This window comes from Oscillibacter sp. GMB15532 (genome assembly GCF_041020825.1).
Classification (GTDB): Bacteria; Bacillota; Clostridia; order Oscillospirales; family Oscillospiraceae; genus Oscillibacter.
In genome coordinates this window covers 384116-405343 of record NZ_JBEVTO010000001.1, presented here as the reverse complement: position 1 = coordinate 405343, position 21228 = coordinate 384116, and the positions used below count along the sequence as shown (strand labels likewise).

General features: G+C 58.6%; 32 protein-coding genes. 25 read left to right on the top strand and 7 right to left on the bottom strand.

All coding sequences use genetic code 11. From position 1 onward, the window contains the following. Positions 1-13 precede the first annotated feature (13 nt). The 22 genes from rpsQ (at position 14) to rplQ (ending at position 10774) form a co-directional block, all read left to right on the top strand. A complete protein-coding gene (gene rpsQ, locus ABVS15_RS01910) occupies positions 14-271 on the top strand; it encodes a 30S ribosomal protein S17 (protein WP_041615533.1) in 258 nt (85 codons plus the stop codon). 14 nt (positions 272-285) lie between these two features. Further along, a complete protein-coding gene (gene rplN, locus ABVS15_RS01905) occupies positions 286-654 on the top strand; it encodes a 50S ribosomal protein L14 (protein WP_040663505.1) in 369 nt (122 codons plus the stop codon). Between the two features lie 14 nt (positions 655-668). Continuing rightward, the gene (gene rplX / locus ABVS15_RS01900; RefSeq protein WP_293007387.1) at positions 669-980 is read left to right on the top strand and encodes a 50S ribosomal protein L24; all 312 of its coding nucleotides are present in this window, start codon (positions 669-671) and stop codon (positions 978-980) included. A gap of 19 nt (positions 981-999) precedes the next feature. Further along, positions 1000-1539 (top strand): 50S ribosomal protein L5, encoded by a 540-nt coding sequence (gene rplE, locus ABVS15_RS01895; protein ID WP_369282089.1) that lies wholly within the window; start codon positions 1000-1002, stop codon positions 1537-1539. A 15-nt stretch (positions 1540-1554) separates the two neighbouring features. Beyond that, complete coding sequence (locus ABVS15_RS01890; RefSeq protein ID WP_091127912.1) at positions 1555-1740, top strand: type Z 30S ribosomal protein S14; 186 nt, start codon at positions 1555-1557, stop codon at positions 1738-1740. A 170-nt stretch (positions 1741-1910) separates the two neighbouring features. After that, entirely contained in the window at positions 1911-2309 is a 399-nt protein-coding gene (rpsH, locus tag ABVS15_RS01885) for a 30S ribosomal protein S8 (RefSeq protein WP_369282088.1), read from the top strand. Positions 2310-2324: 15 nt separating this feature from the next. Then, positions 2325-2870, top strand: a complete 546-nt coding sequence (gene rplF / locus ABVS15_RS01880; RefSeq protein WP_294856677.1) for a 50S ribosomal protein L6 — start codon at positions 2325-2327, stop codon at positions 2868-2870. A gap of 14 nt (positions 2871-2884) precedes the next feature. Then, positions 2885-3244 carry a 50S ribosomal protein L18 gene (gene rplR, locus ABVS15_RS01875; RefSeq protein WP_369282087.1) on the top strand — a complete coding sequence of 120 codons (360 nt, stop codon included), beginning with the start codon at positions 2885-2887 and terminating at the stop codon, positions 3242-3244. 18 nt (positions 3245-3262) lie between these two features. Next, positions 3263-3763: a 30S ribosomal protein S5 gene (rpsE, locus tag ABVS15_RS01870; protein ID WP_293007401.1), complete on the top strand. Its 501-nt coding sequence runs from the start codon at positions 3263-3265 to the stop codon at positions 3761-3763. 13 nt (positions 3764-3776) lie between these two features. Continuing rightward, entirely contained in the window at positions 3777-3959 is a 183-nt protein-coding gene (gene rpmD / locus ABVS15_RS01865) for a 50S ribosomal protein L30 (protein WP_369282086.1), read from the top strand. A 14-nt stretch (positions 3960-3973) separates the two neighbouring features. After that, entirely contained in the window at positions 3974-4414 is a 441-nt protein-coding gene (rplO, locus tag ABVS15_RS01860) for a 50S ribosomal protein L15 (RefSeq protein ID WP_369282085.1), read from the top strand. A gap of 1 nt (position 4415) precedes the next feature. Further along, on the top strand, positions 4416-5786 hold the full coding sequence (gene secY, locus ABVS15_RS01855) for a preprotein translocase subunit SecY (RefSeq protein WP_369282084.1): 1371 nt from the start codon (positions 4416-4418) through the stop codon (positions 5784-5786). Between the two features lie 17 nt (positions 5787-5803). Next, positions 5804-6436 carry an adenylate kinase gene (locus ABVS15_RS01850; protein WP_369282083.1) on the top strand — a complete coding sequence of 211 codons (633 nt, stop codon included), beginning with the start codon at positions 5804-5806 and terminating at the stop codon, positions 6434-6436. Positions 6437-6443: 7 nt separating this feature from the next. Further along, entirely contained in the window at positions 6444-7196 is a 753-nt protein-coding gene (gene map / locus ABVS15_RS01845; protein ID WP_369282082.1) for a type I methionyl aminopeptidase, read from the top strand. Between the two features lie 10 nt (positions 7197-7206). Continuing rightward, complete coding sequence (locus tag ABVS15_RS01840) at positions 7207-7491, top strand: KOW domain-containing RNA-binding protein (RefSeq protein WP_294856670.1); 285 nt, start codon at positions 7207-7209, stop codon at positions 7489-7491. Between the two features lie 3 nt (positions 7492-7494). Then, positions 7495-7713, top strand: coding sequence for a translation initiation factor IF-1 (gene infA, locus ABVS15_RS01835; protein WP_014116881.1), 219 nt, complete (start codon positions 7495-7497; stop codon positions 7711-7713). A 62-nt stretch (positions 7714-7775) separates the two neighbouring features. Continuing rightward, positions 7776-7889 (top strand): 50S ribosomal protein L36, encoded by a 114-nt coding sequence (gene rpmJ, locus ABVS15_RS01830; RefSeq protein WP_014116882.1) that lies wholly within the window; start codon positions 7776-7778, stop codon positions 7887-7889. 25 nt (positions 7890-7914) lie between these two features. After that, a complete protein-coding gene (rpsM, locus tag ABVS15_RS01825; protein ID WP_293009145.1) occupies positions 7915-8280 on the top strand; it encodes a 30S ribosomal protein S13 in 366 nt (121 codons plus the stop codon). A 15-nt stretch (positions 8281-8295) separates the two neighbouring features. After that, positions 8296-8703, top strand: coding sequence for a 30S ribosomal protein S11 (gene rpsK / locus ABVS15_RS01820; RefSeq protein ID WP_293009143.1), 408 nt, complete (start codon positions 8296-8298; stop codon positions 8701-8703). 20 nt (positions 8704-8723) lie between these two features. Then, positions 8724-9326, top strand: coding sequence for a 30S ribosomal protein S4 (gene rpsD, locus ABVS15_RS01815; protein ID WP_369282081.1), 603 nt, complete (start codon positions 8724-8726; stop codon positions 9324-9326). An 87-nt stretch (positions 9327-9413) separates the two neighbouring features. After that, on the top strand, positions 9414-10370 hold the full coding sequence (locus ABVS15_RS01810; protein WP_369282080.1) for a DNA-directed RNA polymerase subunit alpha: 957 nt from the start codon (positions 9414-9416) through the stop codon (positions 10368-10370). A gap of 59 nt (positions 10371-10429) precedes the next feature. After that, positions 10430-10774, top strand: a complete 345-nt coding sequence (gene rplQ, locus ABVS15_RS01805) for a 50S ribosomal protein L17 (protein WP_294856667.1) — start codon at positions 10430-10432, stop codon at positions 10772-10774. A 275-nt stretch (positions 10775-11049) separates the two neighbouring features. Here rplQ and ABVS15_RS01800 read toward each other — a convergent pair whose 3' ends face one another. The 5 genes from ABVS15_RS01800 to dusB form a co-directional block, all read right to left on the bottom strand. Further along, a complete protein-coding gene (locus tag ABVS15_RS01800; RefSeq protein WP_369282079.1) occupies positions 11050-11889 on the bottom strand; it encodes a deoxyribonuclease IV in 840 nt (279 codons plus the stop codon). 24 nt (positions 11890-11913) lie between these two features. Then, positions 11914-12441 carry a QueT transporter family protein gene (locus ABVS15_RS01795; RefSeq protein ID WP_369282078.1) on the bottom strand — a complete coding sequence of 176 codons (528 nt, stop codon included), beginning with the start codon at positions 12439-12441 and terminating at the stop codon, positions 11914-11916. A 222-nt stretch (positions 12442-12663) separates the two neighbouring features. Then, positions 12664-13518, bottom strand: coding sequence for an anti-sigma factor (locus ABVS15_RS01790; protein WP_369282077.1), 855 nt, complete (start codon positions 13516-13518; stop codon positions 12664-12666). A 1-nt stretch (position 13519) separates the two neighbouring features. Continuing rightward, positions 13520-14122, bottom strand: a complete 603-nt coding sequence (locus ABVS15_RS01785; RefSeq protein ID WP_369282076.1) for an RNA polymerase sigma factor — start codon at positions 14120-14122, stop codon at positions 13520-13522. Next, positions 14119-15087 (bottom strand): tRNA dihydrouridine synthase DusB, encoded by a 969-nt coding sequence (gene dusB / locus ABVS15_RS01780; protein WP_369282075.1) that lies wholly within the window; start codon positions 15085-15087, stop codon positions 14119-14121. Before dusB ends, ABVS15_RS01785 begins: the two co-directional genes overlap by 4 nt. A gap of 276 nt (positions 15088-15363) precedes the next feature. Between dusB and ABVS15_RS01775 the strand changes: the two genes are divergently transcribed. Next, on the top strand, positions 15364-17397 hold the full coding sequence (locus ABVS15_RS01775) for a SpoIIE family protein phosphatase (RefSeq protein ID WP_369282074.1): 2034 nt from the start codon (positions 15364-15366) through the stop codon (positions 17395-17397). 219 nt (positions 17398-17616) lie between these two features. Beyond that, complete coding sequence (locus ABVS15_RS01770; protein ID WP_293008006.1) at positions 17617-17883, top strand: hypothetical protein; 267 nt, start codon at positions 17617-17619, stop codon at positions 17881-17883. 122 nt (positions 17884-18005) lie between these two features. Here the strand turns inward: ABVS15_RS01770 and ABVS15_RS01765 are convergent, their stop codons facing one another. Then, entirely contained in the window at positions 18006-19211 is a 1206-nt protein-coding gene (locus tag ABVS15_RS01765; RefSeq protein ID WP_369282073.1) for a BTAD domain-containing putative transcriptional regulator, read from the bottom strand. A 277-nt stretch (positions 19212-19488) separates the two neighbouring features. Beyond that, on the bottom strand, positions 19489-20046 hold the full coding sequence (locus ABVS15_RS01760; RefSeq protein ID WP_369282072.1) for a biotin transporter BioY: 558 nt from the start codon (positions 20044-20046) through the stop codon (positions 19489-19491). 168 nt (positions 20047-20214) lie between these two features. On the opposite strand from ABVS15_RS01760, the gene ABVS15_RS01755 reads away from it, so the two are divergent. Then, positions 20215-21222, top strand: a complete 1008-nt coding sequence (locus tag ABVS15_RS01755; protein WP_369282071.1) for a biotin--[acetyl-CoA-carboxylase] ligase — start codon at positions 20215-20217, stop codon at positions 21220-21222. The last annotated feature ends 6 nt before the right edge of the window (positions 21223-21228 follow it).

Below are 21228 nucleotides of genomic sequence, written 5' to 3'. Positions count from 1 at the left end.
GAACATGAGTGAAATGGTGAGAACTTCCTCCCGGAAGACCAGAATCGGCAAGGTTGTGTCCGACAAGATGGATAAGACCGTGGTTGTGGCCATTGAGGACCGCGTGGCCCATCCCCTGTACAAGAAGATTGTCGGCCGCACCTACAAGCTGAAGGCCCACGACGAGGAAAATGCATGCGGCATCGGTGACAAGGTGAAGGTTATGGAGACCCGCCCCCTCAGCAAGGACAAGCGGTGGCGCGTGGTCGAGATTATTGAAAAAGCGAAGTAAGGAGGTGCCGAGTTATGATCCAACAGGAAAGCTATTTGAAGGTTGCCGATAATACCGGCGCCAAAGAGATCAAGTGCATCCGCGTTCTGGGCGGCTCCACCCGCAAGTTTGGCAACATCGGCGACGTTATTGTGGCGTCTGTCCGCAAGGCCCAGCCGGGTGGCACCGTGAAAAAGGGCGAGGTGGTCAAAGCCGTCATCGTTCGCAGCGCCAAGGGCGTCCGCCGCAACGACGGCACCTATGTCCGCTTCGACGATAACGCTGCCGTCCTCATTAAGGACGACCAGAACCCCAGAGGAACCCGTATCTTTGGGCCGGTTGCACGCGAGCTGCGCGACAAGGATTACATGAAAATCCTGTCCCTGGCTCCCGAAGTGATTTGAGGAGGACGCCTGATATGTCTATGAATATCAAAAAGGGCGACACCGTGGTCGTTCTCTCCGGCAAGGACCGGGGTAAGCAGGGCAAGGTCCTGGGCAGCGTGCCCAAGACCAGCCGGGTTGTGGTGGAAGGCATCAACATGGTGACCTGCCACGTCAAGCCCCGCAAGCAGGGCGAGACCGGCGGTATTGTCAAGCGCGAGGCGGCGATTGCTTCCTGCAAGGTGCAGGTAGTCTGCCCCAAGTGCAGCAAGGGCACCCGTGTTGCCCACAAGATCGAAAACGGCAAGAGCGTCCGCGTGTGCAAGCACTGCGGCGCCGCGCTGTGAGAAAGGGGAGTAGACGAACATGGCAACACTGAAAGAAAAATACGGCGCCGAAGTCGCTCCCGCGCTCATGAAGCAGTTTGAATACAAGAGCGTCATGCAGATTCCCCGGATCGACAAGGTTGTCGTGAACGTGGGCTGCGGCGAGGCCCGGGAAAACGCCAAGGTTCTTGAGAACGTGGTGGGCGATCTGGCCCAGATTACCGGCCAGAAGCCCATCATCACCAAGGCCCGCAAGTCCATCGCGAACTTCAAGCTCCGTGAGGAAATGCCCATCGGCGCGAAGGTCACTCTCCGCGGCGCAAAGATGTGGGAATTCCTGGACCGGCTGTTCAACGTGGCTCTGCCCCGCGTCCGCGATTTCCAGGGTATCAACCCCAACTCCTTTGACGGCCGGGGCAACTATGCTCTGGGCATTCGGGAGCAGTTGATTTTCCCGGAAATCGAGTACGATAAGATCGACAAGATCCGCGGCATGGATGTGGTTATCTGCACCACCGCAAAAACCGACGAGGAAGCCCGCGCCCTGCTGGAGCAGGTCGGCGCTCCCTTCGCCAAGTAAGGAAGGAAGAGAAGAATGGCTAAGAAGTCTATGATTTTGAAGCAGCAGGCTCCCGCGAAGTTCTCTTCCCGGAAGTACAACCGCTGCAAGCTCTGCGGTCGCCCCCATGCCTATCTCCGGGACTACGGCGTTTGCCGTATTTGCTTCCGTGAGCTGGCCTACAAGGGCGAGATCCCCGGCGTTCGGAAGGCGTCTTTCTAAGGCCCACCGAGTTTTCTTTTGTCGCTTGGGGCGAAAGCCCTGGTGGAAGGATGGCGAAAGGTCACTGTGAATCGGGCACCACGCGCGAGCGGACTGCTCCATTCATAGTGATACCTCGCTGCCTGAACGGTTCTTCGGAACCGTAACTCTAAAAACAGGAGGATTTATCCATGCATATCACAGATCCAGTTGCGGATATGCTCACCCGCATCCGCAACGCCAACAGCGCAAAGCACGACACCGTTGATGTCCCTGCCTCCAACATGAAGAAGAGCATTGCTCAGATTCTGCTGGACGAGGGCTATATCAAGAGCTTCCAGGTGGTGGAAGACGGCCTGCAGGGCATCATCCACATCACCTTGAAGTACAACGCCGGCAAGGAGAAGGTCATTACAGGTCTTCGCCGTGTCAGCAAGCCCGGCCTGCGCGTCTATGTGGGCGCCGATGAGCTGCCCCGCGTGCTCCGCGGCCTGGGTATCGCGATCATTTCCACGTCAAAGGGCATCATGACCGACAAGAAGGCCCGCGAGGGACATGTCGGCGGCGAAGTCCTGGCGTTCGTCTGGTAAGGAGGGTACTGAATCATGTCTAGAATCGGCAGAATGCCCATTACCGTCCCCGCCGGCGTCACCGTCAACGTGGCAGAGGGTAATGTGGTCACCGTGAAGGGTCCCAAGGGCGAGCTTGCCCGGGCCCTGCGCCCCGAAATGATCATCAAGCAGGACGGCAACACGATCACCGTGGACCGTCCCTCCGAGGATAAGCAGCACAAGGCCCTGCACGGCCTGACCCGCACCCTGCTCCACAATATGGTGGAGGGTGTCGCCAATGAGTTCACCAAAGAGCTGGACGTCAACGGCGTGGGCTACCGTGTGGCTAAGGAGGGCAAGAACCTGGTGATGAACCTGGGTTTCTCCCATCAGGTGATCGTTTCCGAGATCGAGGGCATCACCATTGAGGTCCCCGCTCCCAATAAAATCATCGTGCGCGGCTGCGACAAGCAGGCTGTGGGCCAGTTTGCCGCCGAAATCCGCGAGAAGCGTCCCCCCGAGCCTTATAAGGGCAAGGGTATTAAGTATTCTGACGAGGTCATCCGCCGCAAGGTTGGTAAGACCGGCGCCAAGAAGTAAGGAGGTGTGCCGATATGATTAAAAAGCCGAATACAAACGCTCAGCGCCTGAAGCGTCACAAGAGGGTGCGTGCCAAAATCTCCGGCACCGCCGCTACTCCCCGCCTGAATGTCTTCCGCAGCGAGTCTAACATTTATGCTCAGGTGATCGACGATGTAAAGGGCGAGACCCTGGCGGCCGCGTCTTCTCTGGATAAAGAGATCGCCGGTTACGGCGGCAACGCCACCGCCGCTGCCGCCGTGGGCAAGCTCATTGCCGAGCGGGCCAAGGCGAAGGGAATCGAGAACGTGGTTTTCGACCGCGGTGGTTATCTGTATCATGGCCGTGTTCAGGCACTGGCCGAAGGCGCCCGCGAGGGCGGCCTGAAGTTTTGATCGGAGGAGGTAAACAACATGCCTAGATTTGAAAGAGAGCCCAGCGAGTACGCAGAGAAGGTTGTTGCCCTCAACCGAGTTTCCAAAACCGTTAAGGGCGGCCGCGTGATGAAGTTCTCCGCTCTGGTGGTGGTGGGTGACCAGAAGGGTAAGGTCGGCTATGGCCTGGGCAAGGCCGCCGAGGTTCCCGAGGCCATCCGCAAGGGCCTGGAGTCCGCGAAGAAGAACATGATTACCGTGACCCTGGCCGGGTCCACCATTCCCCACGAGGTGATCGGCGCTTCCGGCGCCGGACGCGTGCTGATGAAGCCCGCCGCCCCCGGTACCGGCGTGATTGCCGGCGGCGCTGTCCGCGCCGTGGTGGAAGCTGCCGGAATTAAGGATATTCGTACCAAGTGCCTGCGCTCTAACAATGCCAACAACGTGGTCGCCGCCGCCTTCGAGGGACTGCGCTCTATGCGCGGGCCGGAAGAAGTGGCTCGGATCCGGGGCAAGAGCGTCAGCGAGATTGTGGGTTAAGGAGGGGCTTATTATGGCAAACTTAAATATTAAGCTCGTCAAGAGCCTGAACGGTCGTCTGGAAAAGCAGATTCTGACCGCCCATTCCCTGGGTCTGCGCAAAATCGGTGATATCGCCGTGCAGCCCGACAATGACCAGACCCGCGGCAAGATCGCCAAGATCGGCTATCTGCTGCAGGTCGCCGAAGTGAAATAAGGAGGCACGGAAACATGAAACTCAACGAACTGTCTCCCGCCGAAGGCTCCGTCCAGCAGCCCTACCGCAAGGGCCGGGGCGCCGGCAGCGGCAACGGCAAGACCGGCGGCCGCGGCCACAAGGGCCAGAAGGCCCGCAGCGGCGGCAAGGTCCGCGTGGGCTTCGAGGGCGGCCAGATGCCTCTGGCACGCCGCGTTCCCAAGCGCGGATTCAACAATATCTTTGCAAAGCCCTTGGAGATTATCAACCTCAGCGCACTGGACGTGTTTGAAGACGGCGAAACCGTCACCGATCAGGCGTTGCTGGAGAAAGGTGTTCTCTCCAAGTGCACCTATGGATTCAAGGTGCTGGGCAACGGCAAGGTCACAAAAAAAGTGACGGTGCAGGCCTCTGCCTTCTCCGCATCTGCCAAGGAGGCAATCGAGGCAGCTGGCGGAAAGGCCGAGGTGAAGTAACGTGATCGAAACAATTCGCAAAGCATGGGATATTCCCGAGCTGCGGAAGAAGATCATTTTCACTTTGCTGATTTTGCTCATTTTCCGCATCGGTAACGCCATCACCGTTCCCTATGTGGACACGGCCACGCTGTCCAGCTATCTGAACAGCCAGACCACCACCATTTTGGGGCTGTATAACGTGATGAGCGGCGGGGCGTTTGCACAGGCAACTGTCTTCGCACTGAGCATCCAGCCCTATATCAACAGCTCCATTATCATTCAGCTGCTTACCGTGGCCATTCCCGCTCTGGAGCGGCTGGCCAAGGAGGGCGGCGAGGAAGGCCGGAAGAAGATTCAGTCTATCACCCGGTATGCCACTGTGGCCATCGCCATTTTGCAGGCGTTCGGCTACTATATGATTATGAAGCGCTACGACATCCTCACTGACGCAGGCATCTGGCCCGCACTGGTGATCATTGTGTCCTTCATCGCCGGTTCCTCCTTCGTGATGTGGATGGGCGAGCAGGTTACTGAGTTCGGCGTGGGTAACGGCATCTCCATCATCCTGTTCGCGGGCATTCTTTCCCGCGTTCCCAGCATGGTGTCCGGGATGTACGAGGGTGTGATCACCTGGTCCGGCGTTCGCAGCGGAGCGCTGACAGAGCAGACGCTGCTGGATGCAGGCTACTCGGCGACAAACGCAAAGTATATGCTGGATCAGGCAATGGCTCCCTGGAGCGTGGTTCTGATTCTGGTGGGTATTCTGGCGCTGATTGTGTTCATTGTGTTTATCAACGGCGCTGAACGCCGCATCCCCGTCCAGTATGCCAAGCGGCAGGTGGGCCGGAAGATGTACGGCGGCCAGACCTCCACCCTTCCCATGAAGGTGAATATGTCGGGCGTGCTGCCCATCATCTTCGCCCAGTCCATCGCTTCTCTGCCGGCCACCATTATGGCGTTTACCGGCGTGGGCGAGGAGGGAAGCTTCAGCTATGCACTTTCTCAGTTCCTGGACACCAAGTCCATTCTCTATATGGCGGTGTATTTCATCCTGATCATTGGCTTCAGTTATTTCTACTCTACCATTCAGTTCAATCCCGTGGAGATTGCCAACAACCTGAAAAAGCAGGGCGGCTTTATCCCCGGTTTCCGTCCGGGCAAGCCCACGGTGGACTTCATCCGGAAGGTTTTGAACAAGGTGACGCTCTTTGGCGCCATCTATCTGGGTATTGTGGCTATGGTTCCCCTGGTTGCCGGCATTGTGATTAAAAACAGCACGCTGGGCATTGGCGGTACCTCGGTCATCATTATCGTGGGCGTGGCGCTGGAAACAGTGCGCGCGCTGGAATCCCAGATGCTGATGCGCCAGTATAAGGGCTTCCTGGAATAAGAAAGAGGCGAAATGGAATGAAACTGATCCTGTTGGGCGCACCTGGCGCCGGAAAAGGGACACAGGCTGAAATTCTGTGCAAGGAATTTTCCATTCCCACGATTTCAACCGGAAGCATTCTCCGCGCGGCCGTGAAAAACGGCACGCCCACCGGCCTGAAGGCGAAGTCCTTTATGGACGCGGGCAAGCTGGTCCCTGATGAGGTCATCATTGGCGTCATCTCGGACCGGCTGGCGGAGCCGGACTGCGCTAACGGCTACATTCTGGACGGGGTGCCCCGCACCATCGCTCAGGCCGAGGCGCTGGAGAAGGCCGGTATTTACTTTGACCACGTAATTTCCATCGAAATCTCCGATGCGGAGATTGAAGAGCGCATGGCGGGCCGGCGGGTGTGCGAACAGTGCAGCGCCAGCTTTCACGTGGTGGCGGTTCCCCCCAAGCAGGAGGGAATCTGCGACAAGTGCGGCGGTAAACTGAGCCGCCGTCATGACGACGACCCCGAGGTTGTGGAACACCGCCTCGCGGTCTATCACAAGGAGACAGAGCCGCTGAAGGACTTTTACAAGTCCCGGGGCGTTCTGGAATATGTGGAGAACCAGCCCACTGTGGCTGCGACCTCCCAGGCAATCCTCCGCGCGTTGGGGAAATGAGGACAGAATGATTATTCTCAAATCCCCGGAGGAGATCGACTTGATGCGCCGAGCGGGAAAACTTACCGCGGCTGCCCGTGCCTTGGCAGGGGAAATGGTAAAGCCCGGCGTTACAACCCAGGAGATCAACGACGAAGTGGAGCGATTTATCCGAAAGAACCACGCGGTGCCGTCCTTCCTGCACTATCAGGGCTATCCGGCGTCCGTCTGCATCAGCGTCAACGACGAGATTATTCACGGCATCCCCGGCAAGCGGGTGCTGCTGGAGGGTGATATCGTCAGCGTGGATGTGGGCGCGTATATCGGCGGATTTCACGGGGACTGCGCGGCAACCTTTGCCTGCGGAACCGTTTCTAAGGAGGCTCAGGACCTGATTGATGTGACCAGACAGAGCTTTTTCGAGGGAATCAAGCAGGCACGTTCAGGCAACCGCACTGGAGATATCTCTGCGGCGGTGCAGGCTTATGCGGAAGCTCATGGATACGGAATCGTGCGGGAATTCGTCGGCCACGGGGTCGGCGCGGATATGCACGAATCCCCTGAGATTCCAAACTACGGTCATCCCGGCCGGGGCCCCAGGCTCCTCAAGGGGATGACGATTGCGGTTGAACCCATGGTGAACGCCGGGTCCGCCTCCATTTATCAGATGAGCGATGGCTGGACTGTCCGCACTGCGGACGGAAAGAACGCCGCCCACTATGAGAACACGATCCTGATTACCGACGGCGAGCCGGAAATTTTGACGGCTCCTGCAATTTGAGAGAGTGCTTATGGAGATCGCAAAGTCGAATATTGTTCAGTCCAGCGCCGGCAGGGACCGGGGAAAGCTTTTCTGCGTGATGAGCGTGGAGGGGGAATACCTGCTGCTGGCGGATGGGAAATCACGGAGGGTAGAGTCGCCCAAGCGCAAAAAGCGCAGACATGTGCTGTTTGTTGCCGCTGACGACACCCGCCTTTCCACAAAAATTAAAGGCGAAGAAAAAGTCACGAACAGCGAACTTCGCAGAGCCCTCGCGGAATACCGCGGGGAGGTTCATCCGGACCAGGAGGGATAAGGCTTGGCAAAATCCGATATGATCGAAGTAGAGGGCGTTGTGGTTGAATCCATGCCCAACACCACGTTTAAGGTGGACATCGGCAATGGACATACGATCCTGGCGCACATCTCCGGGAAACTCAGAATGAATTTCATCAGGATCCTGCCTGGCGACAAGGTCACGGTGGAAATGTCACCATACGACCTGACCCGGGGCCGGATCACCTGGCGTACAAAGTAACGAACACACTGCCTACGCCGCTCTTGGCGGCTGGGAACAAAAGCTGAAAGGAATGGTTAGACATGAAGGTAAGACCGTCCGTGAAGCCCATGTGCGAAAAGTGTAAGGTCATTCGCCGCAAAGGCCGTGTCATGGTTATTTGCGAGAACCCCAAGCACAAGCAGAGACAGGGCTAATTAAAAATGGAGGTGCTTTAAGAGTATGGCACGTATCGCCGGCATTGACCTGCCGAAGGATAAGCGGATCGAAATCGGACTGACTTATATCTACGGAATCGGCAGAAAGAGCGCCAAGGACATCCTGGCGCAGACGGGCATCAACCCCGATACCCGCGTGAAGGATCTGACGGACGCCGAGGAGCAGCAGCTCCGCGACGCCATTGAGGCTTATTCCGTGGAAGGCGACCTGCGTCGCCAGACCGCGCTGGACATCAAGCGCCTGACGGAGATTGGCTGCTATCGCGGCCTGCGTCACCGCAGAGGCCTGCCTGTCCGCGGACAGCGCAGCAAGACCAATGCTCGTACCCGCAAAGGTCCCAAGAAGACCATTGCGAACAAGAAGAAGTAAGGAGGGAGAACGAAAATGGCTAAGACAGCAAGTTCCGGTGGAAAGAAAGTCGTCCGCCGCCGCCGCGAGAAAAAGCATATTGAGCGTGGCCAGGTCCATATCCGCTCTTCCTTCAACAACACCATGGTGACTGTTACCGACTCCCAGGGCAACGCGCTCTCCTGGGCTTCCTCCGGCGGCCTCGGCTTCCGGGGCAGCAAGAAGTCCACGCCCTTTGCGGCGCAGACCGCGGCGGAGACTGCCGCCCGCGCCGCCATGGAGCACGGACTGAAGACCGTCGAGGTTTTCGTGAAGGGACCCGGTCAGGGCCGTGAGGCTGCGATCCGGGCGCTGCAGGCCGTGGGCCTGGAAGTGACAATGATTAAGGACGTCACTCCCATTCCTCACAACGGCTGCCGTCCCCCGAAGCGTCGCCGTGTCTGATTTGAAGGAGGTAAAGCTTTATGGCTAAGAATATGCAGCCCATTGCCAAGCGCTGCAAGACTCTGGGCATTTCTCCTGCCGTGATGGGTTACGCCAAGAAGGAAACCAAGCGTAATCCCGGCGGCCAGATGAGAAAGAAGAAGAGCGAGTATGCGACTCAGATGAACGAGAAGCAGAAAGTCAAGTTTATTTACGGAATTCTCGAAAAGCAGTTCCACAGCTACTATGAAAAGGCCGTGGCCACTCCCGGCAAGACCGGCGACAACCTGCTGATTCTGGTAGAGCGTCGGCTGGACAACGTGGTGTACCGCATGGGCTTTGCCATGACCCGCCGCGAGGCCCGTCAGCTGGTGAACCATGGGCATTTCACCGTCAACGGCAAGAAGGTCAACATTCCTTCTTATCTGGTGAAGGCGGGAGACGTGATTGAGGTTGCGGAATCCAGCCGCTCCTCCGCAGCGTTCAAGCGCCTTGTGGGCGAGAACGCCGTGATGTTCCTGCTGCCTTCGTGGCTGGAGCGCGAAAAGAATACGCTGAAGGGCACTGTGGTGCGGATGCCCGCCCGCGAGGACATCGATCTTCCCATCGAGGAACACCTCATCGTCGAGTTGTACTCCAAGTAATCGGAGGACGCCCTCGAAGATGACAGGAACCGAACGCGGCCTGCCCTTGGGCTTTGCCGCAATGAGAAGATGAAGGAGGGTAACTGCATGATCGAAATCGAAAAGCCCCAGATCGAGTGTATCGAAGCTCCCGGCGACGTGACCTACGGCAAGTATGTGGTGGAGCCGCTGGAGCGGGGCTATGGCACCACGCTGGGCAATGCGCTTCGCCGCATTATGCTGTCCTCTCTGCCCGGCACCGCTGCGACCTCCATCAAGATCGCCGGCGTCCAGCACGAGTTTTCCACCATTCCCGGCGTCAAGGAGGATGTGACGGAGATTGTCCTGAATGTAAAGGGCCTCCTCACCAAGCTCCACGGCGAAAGCGGGAAGACGGTCTATGTAGAGGCTGTCGGCCCCTGCGAGGTCACCGCCGGCGATATCAAGGCCGACGGCGAGGTGGAGATTCTCAACCCCGAGCTTCACATCGCCTCGCTGGACAGCGGCGCGACGCTGAACATGGAAATCACACTGTCCCACGGCCGGGGCTATGTCTCTGCCGACAAGAATAAGCATGCAATGAGCCAGCAGGTGATCGGCGTGATTCCCATTGATTCGATCTATACCCCGGTGTACAAGGTCAACTATACTGTGGAGCCCACCCGCGTGGGCACGTCCAGCGATTTTGACAAGCTGACGCTGGAGGTCTGGACCGACGGCACCATCTCCGCAAGGGACGCTGTGTCCCTTGGCGCCAAGATTCTGTGCGACCACTTCACCCTCTTCACCGACCTCTCGGAGAACGTGGGCAGCAAGCCCACGGTGGTGGAGAAGGGAGAGGCCCAGCGGGATAAGGTGCTGGAGATGACCATTGAGGAGCTGGACCTGAGCGTGCGCAGCTTTAACTGCCTCAAGCGGGCCAACATCAACACCGTGGAGGACCTGATTTCCAAGACCGAAGACGAGATGATGAAGGTTCGCAATCTGGGCCGCAAGTCGCTGGAGGAAGTAATCAATAAGCTGGCGATGATGGGTCTGTCCTTGGCAGACGAAGAGAATAATTGACTGAAAGCCCGGCGGGAGACTGCCGGGGAAGAAAATTCCCGATAAGGAGGAATACCGAAATGCCCGGAACCCGTAAACTCGGTAAAACAACGGACCAGCGCAGAGCGATGCTTCGCCAGCAGGTCACCGATTTCCTGGACAAAGGCGCTATGGAGACCACCGTCACCCGCGCCAAGGAGATCAAGCCCCTGGCCGAGAAGATGATCACCTTGGGGAAGAAGAACGATCTGGCCGCCTATCGGCAGGCTATGACCTTCATTACCCGCGAGGATGTTTGCAAGAAGATCTTCAAGGAGATCGCCCCCGGCTATGCGGAGCGCAACGGTGGTTACACCCGCGTCATCCGTACCGGCATTCGCCGCGGAGACGCCGCGGAGACGGCCATTATCGAGCTGGTAAAGTAAATAACCTTGAAAGCGCCCCTGCCGACCGGCAGGGGCGCTTTTTCAGGTGCAAAATTTTCGGAAGGAAAAGAAACGTGTTTTCATAGAAGAAATGCGCTAATATAGACATCCCGCTTACGCAGCGGGAAAGCGCACATAATGGCCGCTTTCCAAATCCGTAGCAAACGGACTCCTACAACTTCCTAACGAAGAAGGTCTTTGAGAAACGCACATTACAGCGAGGCAAAATGGCACAGATCGTGCATTCGTGGGCTAAGCTGTAAGCGCAGAAAATTTTAATTGTTTAGAAATCTGCTCCGCAGCAGGGCAATCTCTTGCCCGTAGCCAGCCACGTCCTCCTGCGGGGTTTCCAGATAAAAGGGCAGGTGCCGCAGCTTGGGATGATTGATAATAGCGGCAAATGTGTCAAGACCGAGACTTCCCTCCCCGATGCGGGCATGACGGTCTTTGTGGCTGGCGAAGGGATTCTTGCTGTCGTTCAGGTGAATGGCCCGCAGGCGGTCAAGGCCAACGGTCTTGTCAAACCTCTCAAGCACGCCATCCAGATCGTGAACCAAATCGTATCCGGCGTCGTAAACGTGGCAGGTGTCCAGACACACCCCCAACAACTGTCGATGCTCCACGAGGTCCATGATGGCCCGCAGTTCCTCAAAGCTGCGGCCTACCTCACTGCCTTTGCCGGACATGGTTTCAAGAAGCACTCGCGGAGTTTGCCCAGGACGCAGAACGGTGTTCAGCGTTTCGGCAATCAGTGCAATTCCCGCCTCCACGCCCTGCTTCACATGACTTCCGGGGTGAAAGTTGTACAGGCTGCCGGGAAAATACTCCAGACGGGCCAAGTCGTCCGCCATGGTATTTCTCGCAAACTCCCGGATGTGGGGATCGGCAGCGCAGCAGTTCAAAGTGTAGGGCGCGTGAGCCAGAACGGGAAAAATCCCGTGCGCCTCTGCAAAAGCGCGGTAGGCGGCAATGTCGTCCGTGTCCAGCGCTTTGGCTGCTCCGCCCCGGGGATTGCGGGTAAAGAATTGGAAGGTGGAGGCGCCGATTTCCGCCGCCGTTTTCCCCATGGCGAGAAAGCCTTTGGAAGAGGAGAGGTGACATCCGATGTTCAGCATAAAAATCCTTTCTTCAAAAAGGGCTCACTGTACAATCCGACCCTCCGCCATCATGGGCCGCAGGCCGCGTACCCGGGACAGGGCCGCAAGGAGAAGTCCACCCAGTACATAGCAGACCACCGCCTCGCCAAGGCCCAGCGTAAGGGCATTGTACGCCAGCGCTGCGAGAAACGCATCCGTAAAACCGGTCTGCTGAAACGCAATGACCGCGCCCACAATGACCGCGTTGCACAGAACCGGGGGAAGAGGGGCCAGCCACTTGTTGGGGGCCTTCATAGTGAGGACCGCAGCCAAAAGCGTTGCGAGGGAGCCGAAAATGATGTCCAGCGCACCGTAGGGCGACAGGAGGTTTGCAACAAGACACCCCACAAACAGGCCCGGCGCGGCGGCGGGAAACAGGAAGGGCAGGACGCACAGCGCCTCGGAAAAGCGAAACTGCACCGGCCCATAGGCCACGCCGAAGACGGCGGCAAAGTAGCTGAGGACAGCGTACAGCGCCCCCACAATACCGGCGAAGGTAATTTGCTGTACAGTAAAGCGGGATTTGGACATAAAAAAAGACCTCCTTTTAAATTCGGAGGCCGTCACAAAGCACGCGGCGCGCAAATGCGCGCAGCCCCCATTTTTTTGTTTAGAGAACGGCAAGAAAGCTTGCCGAACGAACGCCGGAACCGACGCTTGGACAGGGATATGGCACCTGTCGATTGGAAGTATAGCACAGCCAATGTACAAAAGTCAAGGGGCCGCCAATTGGCGGCCCCTTGCGGTGTTCATTTATGAATCCGACACCACGAGGCAGTATAGCTCGGTGGTCTTGTCGGCGTTGAGCCGCAGCTCCGGTTCCACGCCCAGTTCCTCCAGAATGGCCGTTAGTTCTTCTTGCGACATGGCGTAGCCGATTCCGGTGCCGCCATCTTGGTCGGAGTAAGGCTGGCTCTCCCGACCTTCCAAAAGCGCGCTCAGGCGCTCACTGGCGGGAAGAAAGACCACTCCGGCAAACACCATGTCTTCGTCCGAAGCGCCGCCGTCTTCGTTGGCCTGGGTCATGAGGAAGGAGGCCGGGGCCTGCTGCTCGGAGGGGGCCGCGCTGTCAGGGGAGGGGGCGTCGTACATCTCAGAGAGCTGGGAGGAAGATGCCGTATAGCTCCGGGACTGTACATCCTCACCAGAGGATGCGTCATCGAACAAGTCTTCTTCTGGGGCAGAGCCAAGCTCTCCGCTTTCTGCCGTGCTGCTTTCCGATTCGGTCTTAAAAGCCGCGCCGCCCCCCGCCATGGCGGACATGGGCGCGCTGCTGGAAAAGCTCTCAAAGGGCAGTACCCGCACGGCGGCAAATACAAGAGCTACGCAGGCCGCCAGCGATGCCACTGTTTTCAAGGCACGGTGGGGCTTTTTCCGGGGCGCCGCGTTTGCCCGGATGACGGCCATCACGCCGTCGGCAAAGCCGGCGGGGACTTCCGTTTCCTCCACGTCTTCAAACCCAGCCCGGATGGCAAATGCATCTGAGACGTAAGCTGCGCAGGCGGGGCAGGCAGTGAGATGCTCCCGCACGGTTTCGGCTTCCTGCTCCGGCAGCTCCCCGTCCACAAAGGAATCCAGAAGGGGTGCATATTGTTCGCAAATTTTCATGTTATCGCCCCTCCTTCTCTGCATTCTTGGACGGAGCGGCGGGCAAAAAGTTCCCGGTTTCCGTTAAAAATTCACAAAGCCGCTTTCGACCCCGATTAATCCGGGACTTCACGGTCCCCAAATCCACATCCAGCGCGGTGGAAATCTCCTGATAGCTCAGTTGATGCAGCTCCCGCAGCACCAGCACCGCGCGGTAGTCGTCCGGCAGGGTTTTCAGTCCCGAGCGGATAGCCTCCCGCAGCTCAGACTGTTCTGCCTCCTCGTGGGGGGTGAGCCGGTCGTCGGGAATGTTTAGGCTCAGCTCTCCGTCGTCCAGAGAAACGGCCCGCTGCCGCTTTTCCCTCCGCAGCAAATCCACCGACGCGTTGGAGGTCAGGCGATAGAGCCAGGTTGAGAAGCTGGCCTCGCCCCGGAAGAAGGGCAGGCTTTGCCACGCGGAAAGAAACGCCTCCTGCGCCGCCTCCTGCGCGTCCGCCGGGTTGCCGCACATCCGCAGCGCCAGCGCGTAAACCCGCTTTTCATAGCGGAGAACCAGCGTTTCAAAAGCGTCCGCGTCACCCGATCGTGCGTCTTTTACCAGTTGTTGTTCCGGTATGTCATTCATTTCAGATCCCTTTTGATCCCTTTCGTCACAGTGTAAACGTCCTCCAGTGTGTTCATGCGGACGATCTGTTCCTTATAATATCCGGCGTGGGGTATCCCCTTTAAGTACCAGCAGTAGTGCCGCCGTGCCTCCAGCACGGCCGTTCGCTCGCCCCGGGCGGCGGCAGACAGCTCGATCTGCCGCACCACGGTGTCGCACCGCTCATCAAGCGGCGGTAAGGGCGGCAGGGGAAGCCCCTCCAAAAGAGCCTTCGCCTGTGTAAACAGCCACGGATTTCCGAAGCAGCCCCGCCCGATCATGGCCATGTCCGCGCCGGTCCGCTCCAGAATGCGCACCGCGTCCTCGGGCTTAAAAATATCGCCGTTGGCAATGACCGGGACGCTCACGGCTTCCTTGACCTCCCTGATGGAGTTCCAGTCTGCCTGTCCGCCGTACATCTGCACCCGTGTGCGCCCGTGGACCGCGATGGCGGAAACGCCCGCCTGCTCCAAAAGCCTTGCAACCTCCACGGCGTTCAGGTTTCCCATGTCCCAGCCGCGGCGGATTTTCGCCGTCACCGGCACGGGACTGGACCGCACCACTGCCTCGGCAATCCGGGCGGCCTTTTCCGGGTCCTTCATCAAAGCCGAGCCGTCTCCGTTTTTCACGACCTTCCCCACAGGGCAGCCCATGTTGATGTCCACTATGTCGGCCCCAGACAGCTCCACCGCAATCTGCGCCGCCTCCGCCATGCAGGAGGGGTCGCTGCCGAAAATCTGCACGGCAAAGGGCCGCTCCCCCGGAAAAGGGGCCAGCAGGGCTTGGGTCTTTTTGTCGCCGTAGCACAGGGCCTTGGAGGAAATCAACTCCGTACAGGTATAGCCCGCTCCGTTTTCCGCGCAAATCTGGCGGAATGCGGCGTCTGTCACCCCCGCCATAGGGGCCAGGGCCAGCTTTGATGAAATTTCCACTGTTCCGATTTTCAAAAAATGCGCTCCTTTGCGGGCACGGGGCCCAAATTGCCAATTCTTACGAAGACGCCCCACGCCGGGGCACAATATACTTGCTCAGTTTATCACAACTCGCATCAAATGAAAAGAGGGAACCTGTCCCTTTCCTCACCGCGGCTGAAGAACCCTCCAAAATCCGCCGGGGATGGCGGCGGCAAACCAAAAACTTTTGAACTCTCTCTTTTACCGACGGCATTTTTAAATGTTGTTATGTAAAATAATGGAAAACCAACGAGGGAGGGGACAAGCCTGATGCACGGGCAAATCACTTTGGACAACGCACGAACGGTGCGTTTTTTAAACGGCGGCGTGCGCTTTTTTTTGGCGGCGGCACTGACCGCCGCCCAGATTGCGGGGGGGAGCGCGCCCTTTGCTCTGGGCTTTACGGCAGCCTGCGGCGCGGGAATCAACGGAATGTGCGCTTTGGCCGGGGCGGTTGTGGGCGCGCTGGTGTTTCTGGAGTTTTCAGCGGGGCTTGCCCACATCGCCGTGGCAATTCTGGTATATACGGCGGCGGCGGCCTTTCGGGGAATGAAACTGACGGACAGGCCTCTGTTTACGCCCCTGGTGGCCGCCGGAATGACGCTGGCAGTGGAGGGCATCTATGTGGCCCAGTCCCTCTCACCTCTGGCGCGGCTCACGCCGTGCCTGCTGACCACCGTGCTGGTGGGGGTTTCCGCCCGGTGCTGCGCGCCGCTGTTGCGGGGCGGAGAGGACACAAAAAAGTCTGAGTCTCTGGAATTTCTGGCGGTGACGCTGCTGCTGGCGTTTTCCGACGTGGCCCCTGGGGGAATCTCTCTGGGGCGGACGGTCATTGCTTGTCTGGTATTGTTTACCGCATGGCAGAAGGGGGCCTCCGCCGGGGCGGTCACCGGCGTGTGGGCCGGGCTTCTGGCAGACCTGTGCGCAGGGGGCAATGCGCCGGTATTCACTGCCGCATACGGCTTTGCCGGGATGGCGGCGGGTCTGCGGATGGGGCGCAGCCGCATCTCCGCCGGGGCACTGTGGTTGCTGGCGGCGCTGACGGCGCTCGCCCCCGTAACACAGGCGCAGGGAATTTCCGCCATTGGGGAGGCGGCGCTGGCAATTCCACTGTTTTTACTGGTCCCTCCAAAGCTTTTGGGAGGCAAGCGGGTCAAGCAGGCCGTCCATCAGGAACCCGGTGCACTACCCACTCTTCGGGAGCGGCTGGAGCGTGCCGCGTCAGCCTTCCGGGACCTGTACGACAGCATGGGCCGGGGGCCCGTCCAGTCTGCGGAGGAAAACCCCGCAATTGTATTTGACCGGGCGGCGGAACGGGTCTGCCGGGGCTGCGCCCTGTGCGACTTGTGCTGGAAAAAGGAATACGGTGCCACCTATAATGCCTTAAATGACGCCACGCCTTATCTTCTGGAGCGGGGGCGGGTGCTGGCAAAGGATTTTCCCAACCACTTTTCCTCTCGCTGCATCCATCTGCCGGAGTTTTTGGGAGCTATCAACGTGGAGCTGTCGGCCTACCTTCTGCGCAAGCAGTATCGCCGCAGGATGGAAGAAACGCGGCAGGACGCGAAGGGGCAGTATGCCCGGCTCAGCGACCTGCTGGCCGCCACGGCGGCAAATTTGGAGGCGGTTCCCACAGCGGTGGGGGTTCGCCGTCAGTATCAGTTGGGCGCGGCCATCAAGCCCAAGCAGGGGGAGGTTTCCTGCGGGGATACGCTGGCCTCCTTTGAAACGGACGACGGCCTGCTGTGCCTTCTTTTGTCCGACGGCATGGGCAGTGGCGAGGCGGCCCGCCGGGAATCCGCCCTGACCTGCCGGCTGCTGCGCCAGTTTTTGGAGGCGGGCGTGGAAGCCGAGGCTGCGCTGAACACGATGAACGCGGCTATGGCCCTGCGTGGGCAGGAGACAGGCAGCTTTTCCACCATCGACCTGTTGACCCTGCGGCTGGAAAGCGGGGAAGCCGCTATCTACAAATACGGCGCGGCGCCCACCTACATCAAGCGTTTTGGAAGAGTACGCCGCATCACCGGTGCTGCGCTGCCCGCAGGTCTGAAAACATCCCCGGCGGGGCCGGACGTGACCCGTCTGCGGCTGGAGCCGGAGAGCTTTGCCGTCCTCATCAGTGACGGGGCGGCGGACAGCAACCATGACGAGTGGCTTCAAAATCTGCTGGCGGGCTGGAGCGGGACAGACCCGCAGCAGCTTGCAAATTTGATTTTGCGGGAGGCGGAAAAGCAAAACGGCCTTGCGGACGACTGCGGCGTGCAGGTGCTGTATCTGCCGTCCGAGGGACTGAAAGAGGTATAGGATAAAGTCGGAGGTGCTTACAAACCGTTTTTAATACAGCAAAGCCGCGGGATTGCGCAATCCCGCGGCTTTAGTTTGTTTGAAAATTTTTCCTGTGGCAAATGAACTGAAAATCTTTTCTGACGCGGGGTATAAAAATTTCCCCGCAGTGCCAAAATGAGACTGGATTATATGCCGTTCCGGTTTACGGAATCGACAGAAAAAAAGGAGTGGATCAGGATGGTCAAGGGCATTTCCCGGCGGGTAGTGGTTGTGGATTCGCCGGACAGACGATACTTTGAGCAGGCAATTTTTATTGTGCGCAACGATGCGGCGGGAGAGGGCGTTTCCTCCCGGGAGTTGGTGGAGGAGGCCCGCCGGGTGGCGCAGGAATACGCCGGTGGCTCGGGCCTGAAAAAGCGGCTTAACCAGATTCCTCCGGTGCTTTGGTCCCTGACCGGGGCGGGGGCCTGTGGGCTGGCGTGGCTGCTGGTGTCGGTGCTGTAAGGGGATAAAATAAGACGGTACGCTTTCAAGAAAAGAAAGCGCACCGCTTTATTTATGCGGCGCGGCGGAACATCCGCCGCGCCGCGCTCCGATCCGAAGGAAACTGCGGACCGCTTAAAAATTCAGGAACGGGGGACCAAAGGCTGCACAGTAAAGCTCAGTGTTGCCGGGGAGTGAGGATACTGGCGGGAGAAAGCCCGCACAATCCGGTCGCAGACCATGCAGCTATTTTCATAGTTGGCCTGCGGCAGCATCAGTATGTATTGAGAAACGCTGCACCGGGCCACCACGTCGCCGCGGCGAAGATTCCCCACAATCACGTCCTGTAAATTGTCCATGCAGCAGTCCAGACTGCGGCGGGACAGAGGTTTTGACTCGCAGCCCACAGCCGAAATCAGGGCAATGTGCACCGCGGCTCCGCTGCGGGCCACGGACCGGGCCTCTGCCTGATAAATAATGCGGAAAAAATCGTAGTCACACAGAAGCGCCCCTCTGACGCTGCCGGGCTCGTCCAACTGCTCCCGCAAAAGCCCCAGATTCACAGACCGCTCGTTGACGGTGCGGGCAGCCTCCCGGTAAATAGCCCTGCTTTCGTCGGCGGGCATAATTCCAAAATTCGTAAAGAGCAGATCGCTCATGTTCTCATAGGTTTTAATCACGCTTTGCTGGTCACCCAGAGCAAGCTGCGCCTGCATCAGAAATTGATACACTTCCTCGTCGTAAGGCTCCACAAGAATTGCCCGGCCGCACAGCGCCACAATGTCAGCTTGACGCTCCTGCTCCTGCAAAAGAGGGAGGACAGAGCGCAGCGTTCTGAGATAAAGATTGTGAAAATAAGTACTCTGGGGGACAATCCAGGATTCGGAGGACAGCTTGGGCAGAAAATCACCCTGATAAAGCTCCAAAGCCTCCAGATACAGCTTGAGCTGGGCCTGTTCGTCCGACTGGGCCGAAGCAGTCCGGCACAGAGCCTCGAATTCCTCCACGTCCACCGAGACGGGAATTTCGTCGTTCCAGGCGTAGCTGCCGCCACGGCGGATAATCAGCGTATGCCCCGCGCCGTCGCCCAGCCTGTCCAGCATGGTGCGAACCCGGTGAAACATGGTCTTCAACGCGTTTACGGGGTTCACGGTCCCCTCGTCGCCCCATAGCAGGCTGAACAGCTCGCTTTGCGAAACAGGGCGGTTTCGGCAGCAGATCATATATGCCAGCAGCAGCCACACTTTCCGGGACCGGTTGTCACTGTCTGTGATTTCCCGGCCGCTCCAAAGCAGAGAGAAGCCTCCCAGCATTTGAATTTTCAAAATGGAAGACTGCTGATTTGCCAAGCAGTACGCCCCCTGTCAGTTCAAATCCGGAATACGCGCGACACCGCAGCGCCCGATACACCAGACTATAACATACCTCCCCTTTTTTTGCAACTGTTACATTTTCAAAAAAGCCGTCTGCGGGAGCTTTAATGGCCGGATAAAGCAGCATCAAAATCCAGCGAAATGCCTTGGTATTTCAACGTTTATGCCCCACAAAGACGGATATAATATAAAAAACCAAGCAGTTTTGTGGGATAACGGACGGCATTTCCTGCGGTGACTGCGACCCGCTCAGTTACGATGGGTTCTTTGCGTCGGCGGAGCGAAAGCGCAGCCGGGGCAGCAGCTTCGGGGCAAGAACCCCCACCACGATAATTTTTACCATGTCGCCGGGAAGGAACGGGATCATCCCCGCCATCAGAACCGCCGAGAGGTCCATTCCCTTGCCCATATACACGTTCAGAATCACCGCCATGTATGGAAGGCCCACCGCATATAAAACCGCCAGCCCCGCCAGTGCGGCAGGGACCACCCGCTTCATGGACCGTCCGTCCCCTGCCAGTGTTCCGATGACCCACGCGGCGGGAATCAGTCCCAGCAAAAAGCCGCAGGTGGGATATAAAAAGTACCCAAAGCCACCGCCGGAGGTGAAAATAGGCAGGCCTGCCAGCCCCAGCGCCACGTAGACAAGCTGGCTCAGTGCCCCGTATTTTGCCCCCAGCAGCACGCCCGCCAGAGCGGTAAAGAAAAATTGCAGCGTGATGGAGGAATAGAGGAACGGAACCTTGATGAATGCGCCCACGGCCGTCAGCGCCGCGAATAGGGCGCAGAGAATCAGTGCTTTTGTTTTCATGAGGGCCTCCTATTGTAAACTGTTTTTGAATTTATGGTTTACAGAAAGAATAGCATATTTTTTGAGAATGTCAACTTATTTTTTGGAATGGTTTACAACTCCGCGCGGTTTACAAACAGGGTGCAACGTGGTATGCTGACAGGGAATTTGTAAGAGGAGGCGGACCCGATGAGCCGTCAAAAAATATTGGAGCTGCTGAGGAGCCGTCCGGGGGATTATTTTTCCGGTGAGGAGGCCGCCGAGCGCCTGGGGCTGAGCCGGGCCGCGGTGTGGAAGGCGGTGGACGCCCTGCGGAAGGAGGGCTATACCGTGGAGGCGCGAACGGGGCTGGGATACCGGCTCCTTTTTGCGCCGGACGCGCTGACGGAAAAGGAAATCCGGGGCTTTCTGGGTGAGACAGAGCTGGTGGGCCGGGAACTGGTGTGTCTGGACAGCGTGGATTCCACCAATACGTATCTGAAAAAACAGGCTCTTTCCGGCGCGGCCGAGGGCACCGTGGTGACAGCGGATTGCCAGACGGGAGGCCGGGGGAGGATGGACCGTCCCTTCCAAAATCCCGGGGGAAAGCTGGTGGCGCTATCCGTGCTGCTGCGGCCCCGCGGGGTGCCGCTTACGCGGCTTGGCTGCGTCACCGCCCAGACCGCCGTGGCGCTGTGCGGCGCGGTGGAGGAGGTCTGCGGGATTCGCCCGGGCATCAAGTGGACCAATGATCTGGTGATCGGACAGAAGAAGCTCTGCGGGATTCTGACGGAGATGGCGCTGGAGGGAGAGAGCGGAGACCTGCAATACCTCGTCATCGGCATGGGGATCAATGTCCACCAGACCGCAGAGGAGTTTGGCCCTGAGCTTCGGGAAATCGCCGTGTCGCTGGACATGGCGCTGGGGAAGGCCGTGTCCCGCCCCGCGCTGGCCGCGGCGGAGATCCGGGCGCTGGACCGGCTGTACGGGGACATTCTCCGGGGAGACACCGGCGGGTATCTGGACGCTTATCGGCGGGACTGCGTGACACTGGGAAAGCCCGTGCAGCTTATCTCGTCCGACGGCACGCGGGAGACGGCCAGGGCGCTGGATATTGACGATGAGTTTGGCCTTATCGTGGAGCTGGAGGATGGGACGCAAAAGACCGTCCGCACCGGTGAAGTATCCGTCCGGGGGATGTACGGCTATGTGGACTGACAGCTT

Bases quoted from the DNA above. Each gene is read 5' to 3' on its own strand.
- rplO (WP_369282085.1), top strand. From the start codon at position 3,974: ATGAAACTCAACGAACTGTCTCCCGCCGAAGGCTCCGTCCAGCAGCCC.
- rpsH (WP_369282088.1), top strand. From the start codon at position 1,911: ATGCATATCACAGATCCAGTTGCGGATATGCTCACCCGCATCCGCAAC.
- rpsE (WP_293007401.1), top strand. From the start codon at position 3,263: ATGCCTAGATTTGAAAGAGAGCCCAGCGAGTACGCAGAGAAGGTTGTT.
- rplE (WP_369282089.1), top strand. From the start codon at position 1,000: ATGGCAACACTGAAAGAAAAATACGGCGCCGAAGTCGCTCCCGCGCTC.
- ABVS15_RS01755 (WP_369282071.1), top strand. From the start codon at position 20,215: ATGAGCCGTCAAAAAATATTGGAGCTGCTGAGGAGCCGTCCGGGGGAT.
- ABVS15_RS01850 (WP_369282083.1), top strand. From the start codon at position 5,804: ATGAAACTGATCCTGTTGGGCGCACCTGGCGCCGGAAAAGGGACACAG.
- ABVS15_RS01890 (WP_091127912.1), top strand. From the start codon at position 1,555: ATGGCTAAGAAGTCTATGATTTTGAAGCAGCAGGCTCCCGCGAAGTTC.
- rpmJ (WP_014116882.1), top strand. From the start codon at position 7,776: ATGAAGGTAAGACCGTCCGTGAAGCCCATGTGCGAAAAGTGTAAGGTC.
- map (WP_369282082.1), top strand. From the start codon at position 6,444: ATGATTATTCTCAAATCCCCGGAGGAGATCGACTTGATGCGCCGAGCG.
- ABVS15_RS01800 (WP_369282079.1), bottom strand. From the start codon at position 11,889: ATGCTGAACATCGGATGTCACCTCTCCTCTTCCAAAGGCTTTCTCGCC.
- ABVS15_RS01760 (WP_369282072.1), bottom strand. From the start codon at position 20,046: ATGAAAACAAAAGCACTGATTCTCTGCGCCCTATTCGCGGCGCTGACG.
- rpsQ (WP_041615533.1), top strand. From the start codon at position 14: ATGGTGAGAACTTCCTCCCGGAAGACCAGAATCGGCAAGGTTGTGTCC.
- rplQ (WP_294856667.1), top strand. From the start codon at position 10,430: ATGCCCGGAACCCGTAAACTCGGTAAAACAACGGACCAGCGCAGAGCG.
- ABVS15_RS01840 (WP_294856670.1), top strand. From the start codon at position 7,207: ATGGAGATCGCAAAGTCGAATATTGTTCAGTCCAGCGCCGGCAGGGAC.
- rpmD (WP_369282086.1), top strand. From the start codon at position 3,777: ATGGCAAACTTAAATATTAAGCTCGTCAAGAGCCTGAACGGTCGTCTG.
- ABVS15_RS01790 (WP_369282077.1), bottom strand. From the start codon at position 13,518: ATGAAAATTTGCGAACAATATGCACCCCTTCTGGATTCCTTTGTGGAC.
- rpsM (WP_293009145.1), top strand. From the start codon at position 7,915: ATGGCACGTATCGCCGGCATTGACCTGCCGAAGGATAAGCGGATCGAA.
- ABVS15_RS01775 (WP_369282074.1), top strand. From the start codon at position 15,364: ATGCACGGGCAAATCACTTTGGACAACGCACGAACGGTGCGTTTTTTA.
- rplF (WP_294856677.1), top strand. From the start codon at position 2,325: ATGTCTAGAATCGGCAGAATGCCCATTACCGTCCCCGCCGGCGTCACC.
- ABVS15_RS01770 (WP_293008006.1), top strand. From the start codon at position 17,617: ATGGTCAAGGGCATTTCCCGGCGGGTAGTGGTTGTGGATTCGCCGGAC.
- ABVS15_RS01810 (WP_369282080.1), top strand. From the start codon at position 9,414: ATGATCGAAATCGAAAAGCCCCAGATCGAGTGTATCGAAGCTCCCGGC.
- rpsD (WP_369282081.1), top strand. From the start codon at position 8,724: ATGGCTAAGAATATGCAGCCCATTGCCAAGCGCTGCAAGACTCTGGGC.
- rplX (WP_293007387.1), top strand. From the start codon at position 669: ATGTCTATGAATATCAAAAAGGGCGACACCGTGGTCGTTCTCTCCGGC.
- rplR (WP_369282087.1), top strand. From the start codon at position 2,885: ATGATTAAAAAGCCGAATACAAACGCTCAGCGCCTGAAGCGTCACAAG.
- ABVS15_RS01785 (WP_369282076.1), bottom strand. From the start codon at position 14,122: ATGAATGACATACCGGAACAACAACTGGTAAAAGACGCACGATCGGGT.
- rplN (WP_040663505.1), top strand. From the start codon at position 286: ATGATCCAACAGGAAAGCTATTTGAAGGTTGCCGATAATACCGGCGCC.
- rpsK (WP_293009143.1), top strand. From the start codon at position 8,296: ATGGCTAAGACAGCAAGTTCCGGTGGAAAGAAAGTCGTCCGCCGCCGC.
- ABVS15_RS01795 (WP_369282078.1), bottom strand. From the start codon at position 12,441: ATGTCCAAATCCCGCTTTACTGTACAGCAAATTACCTTCGCCGGTATT.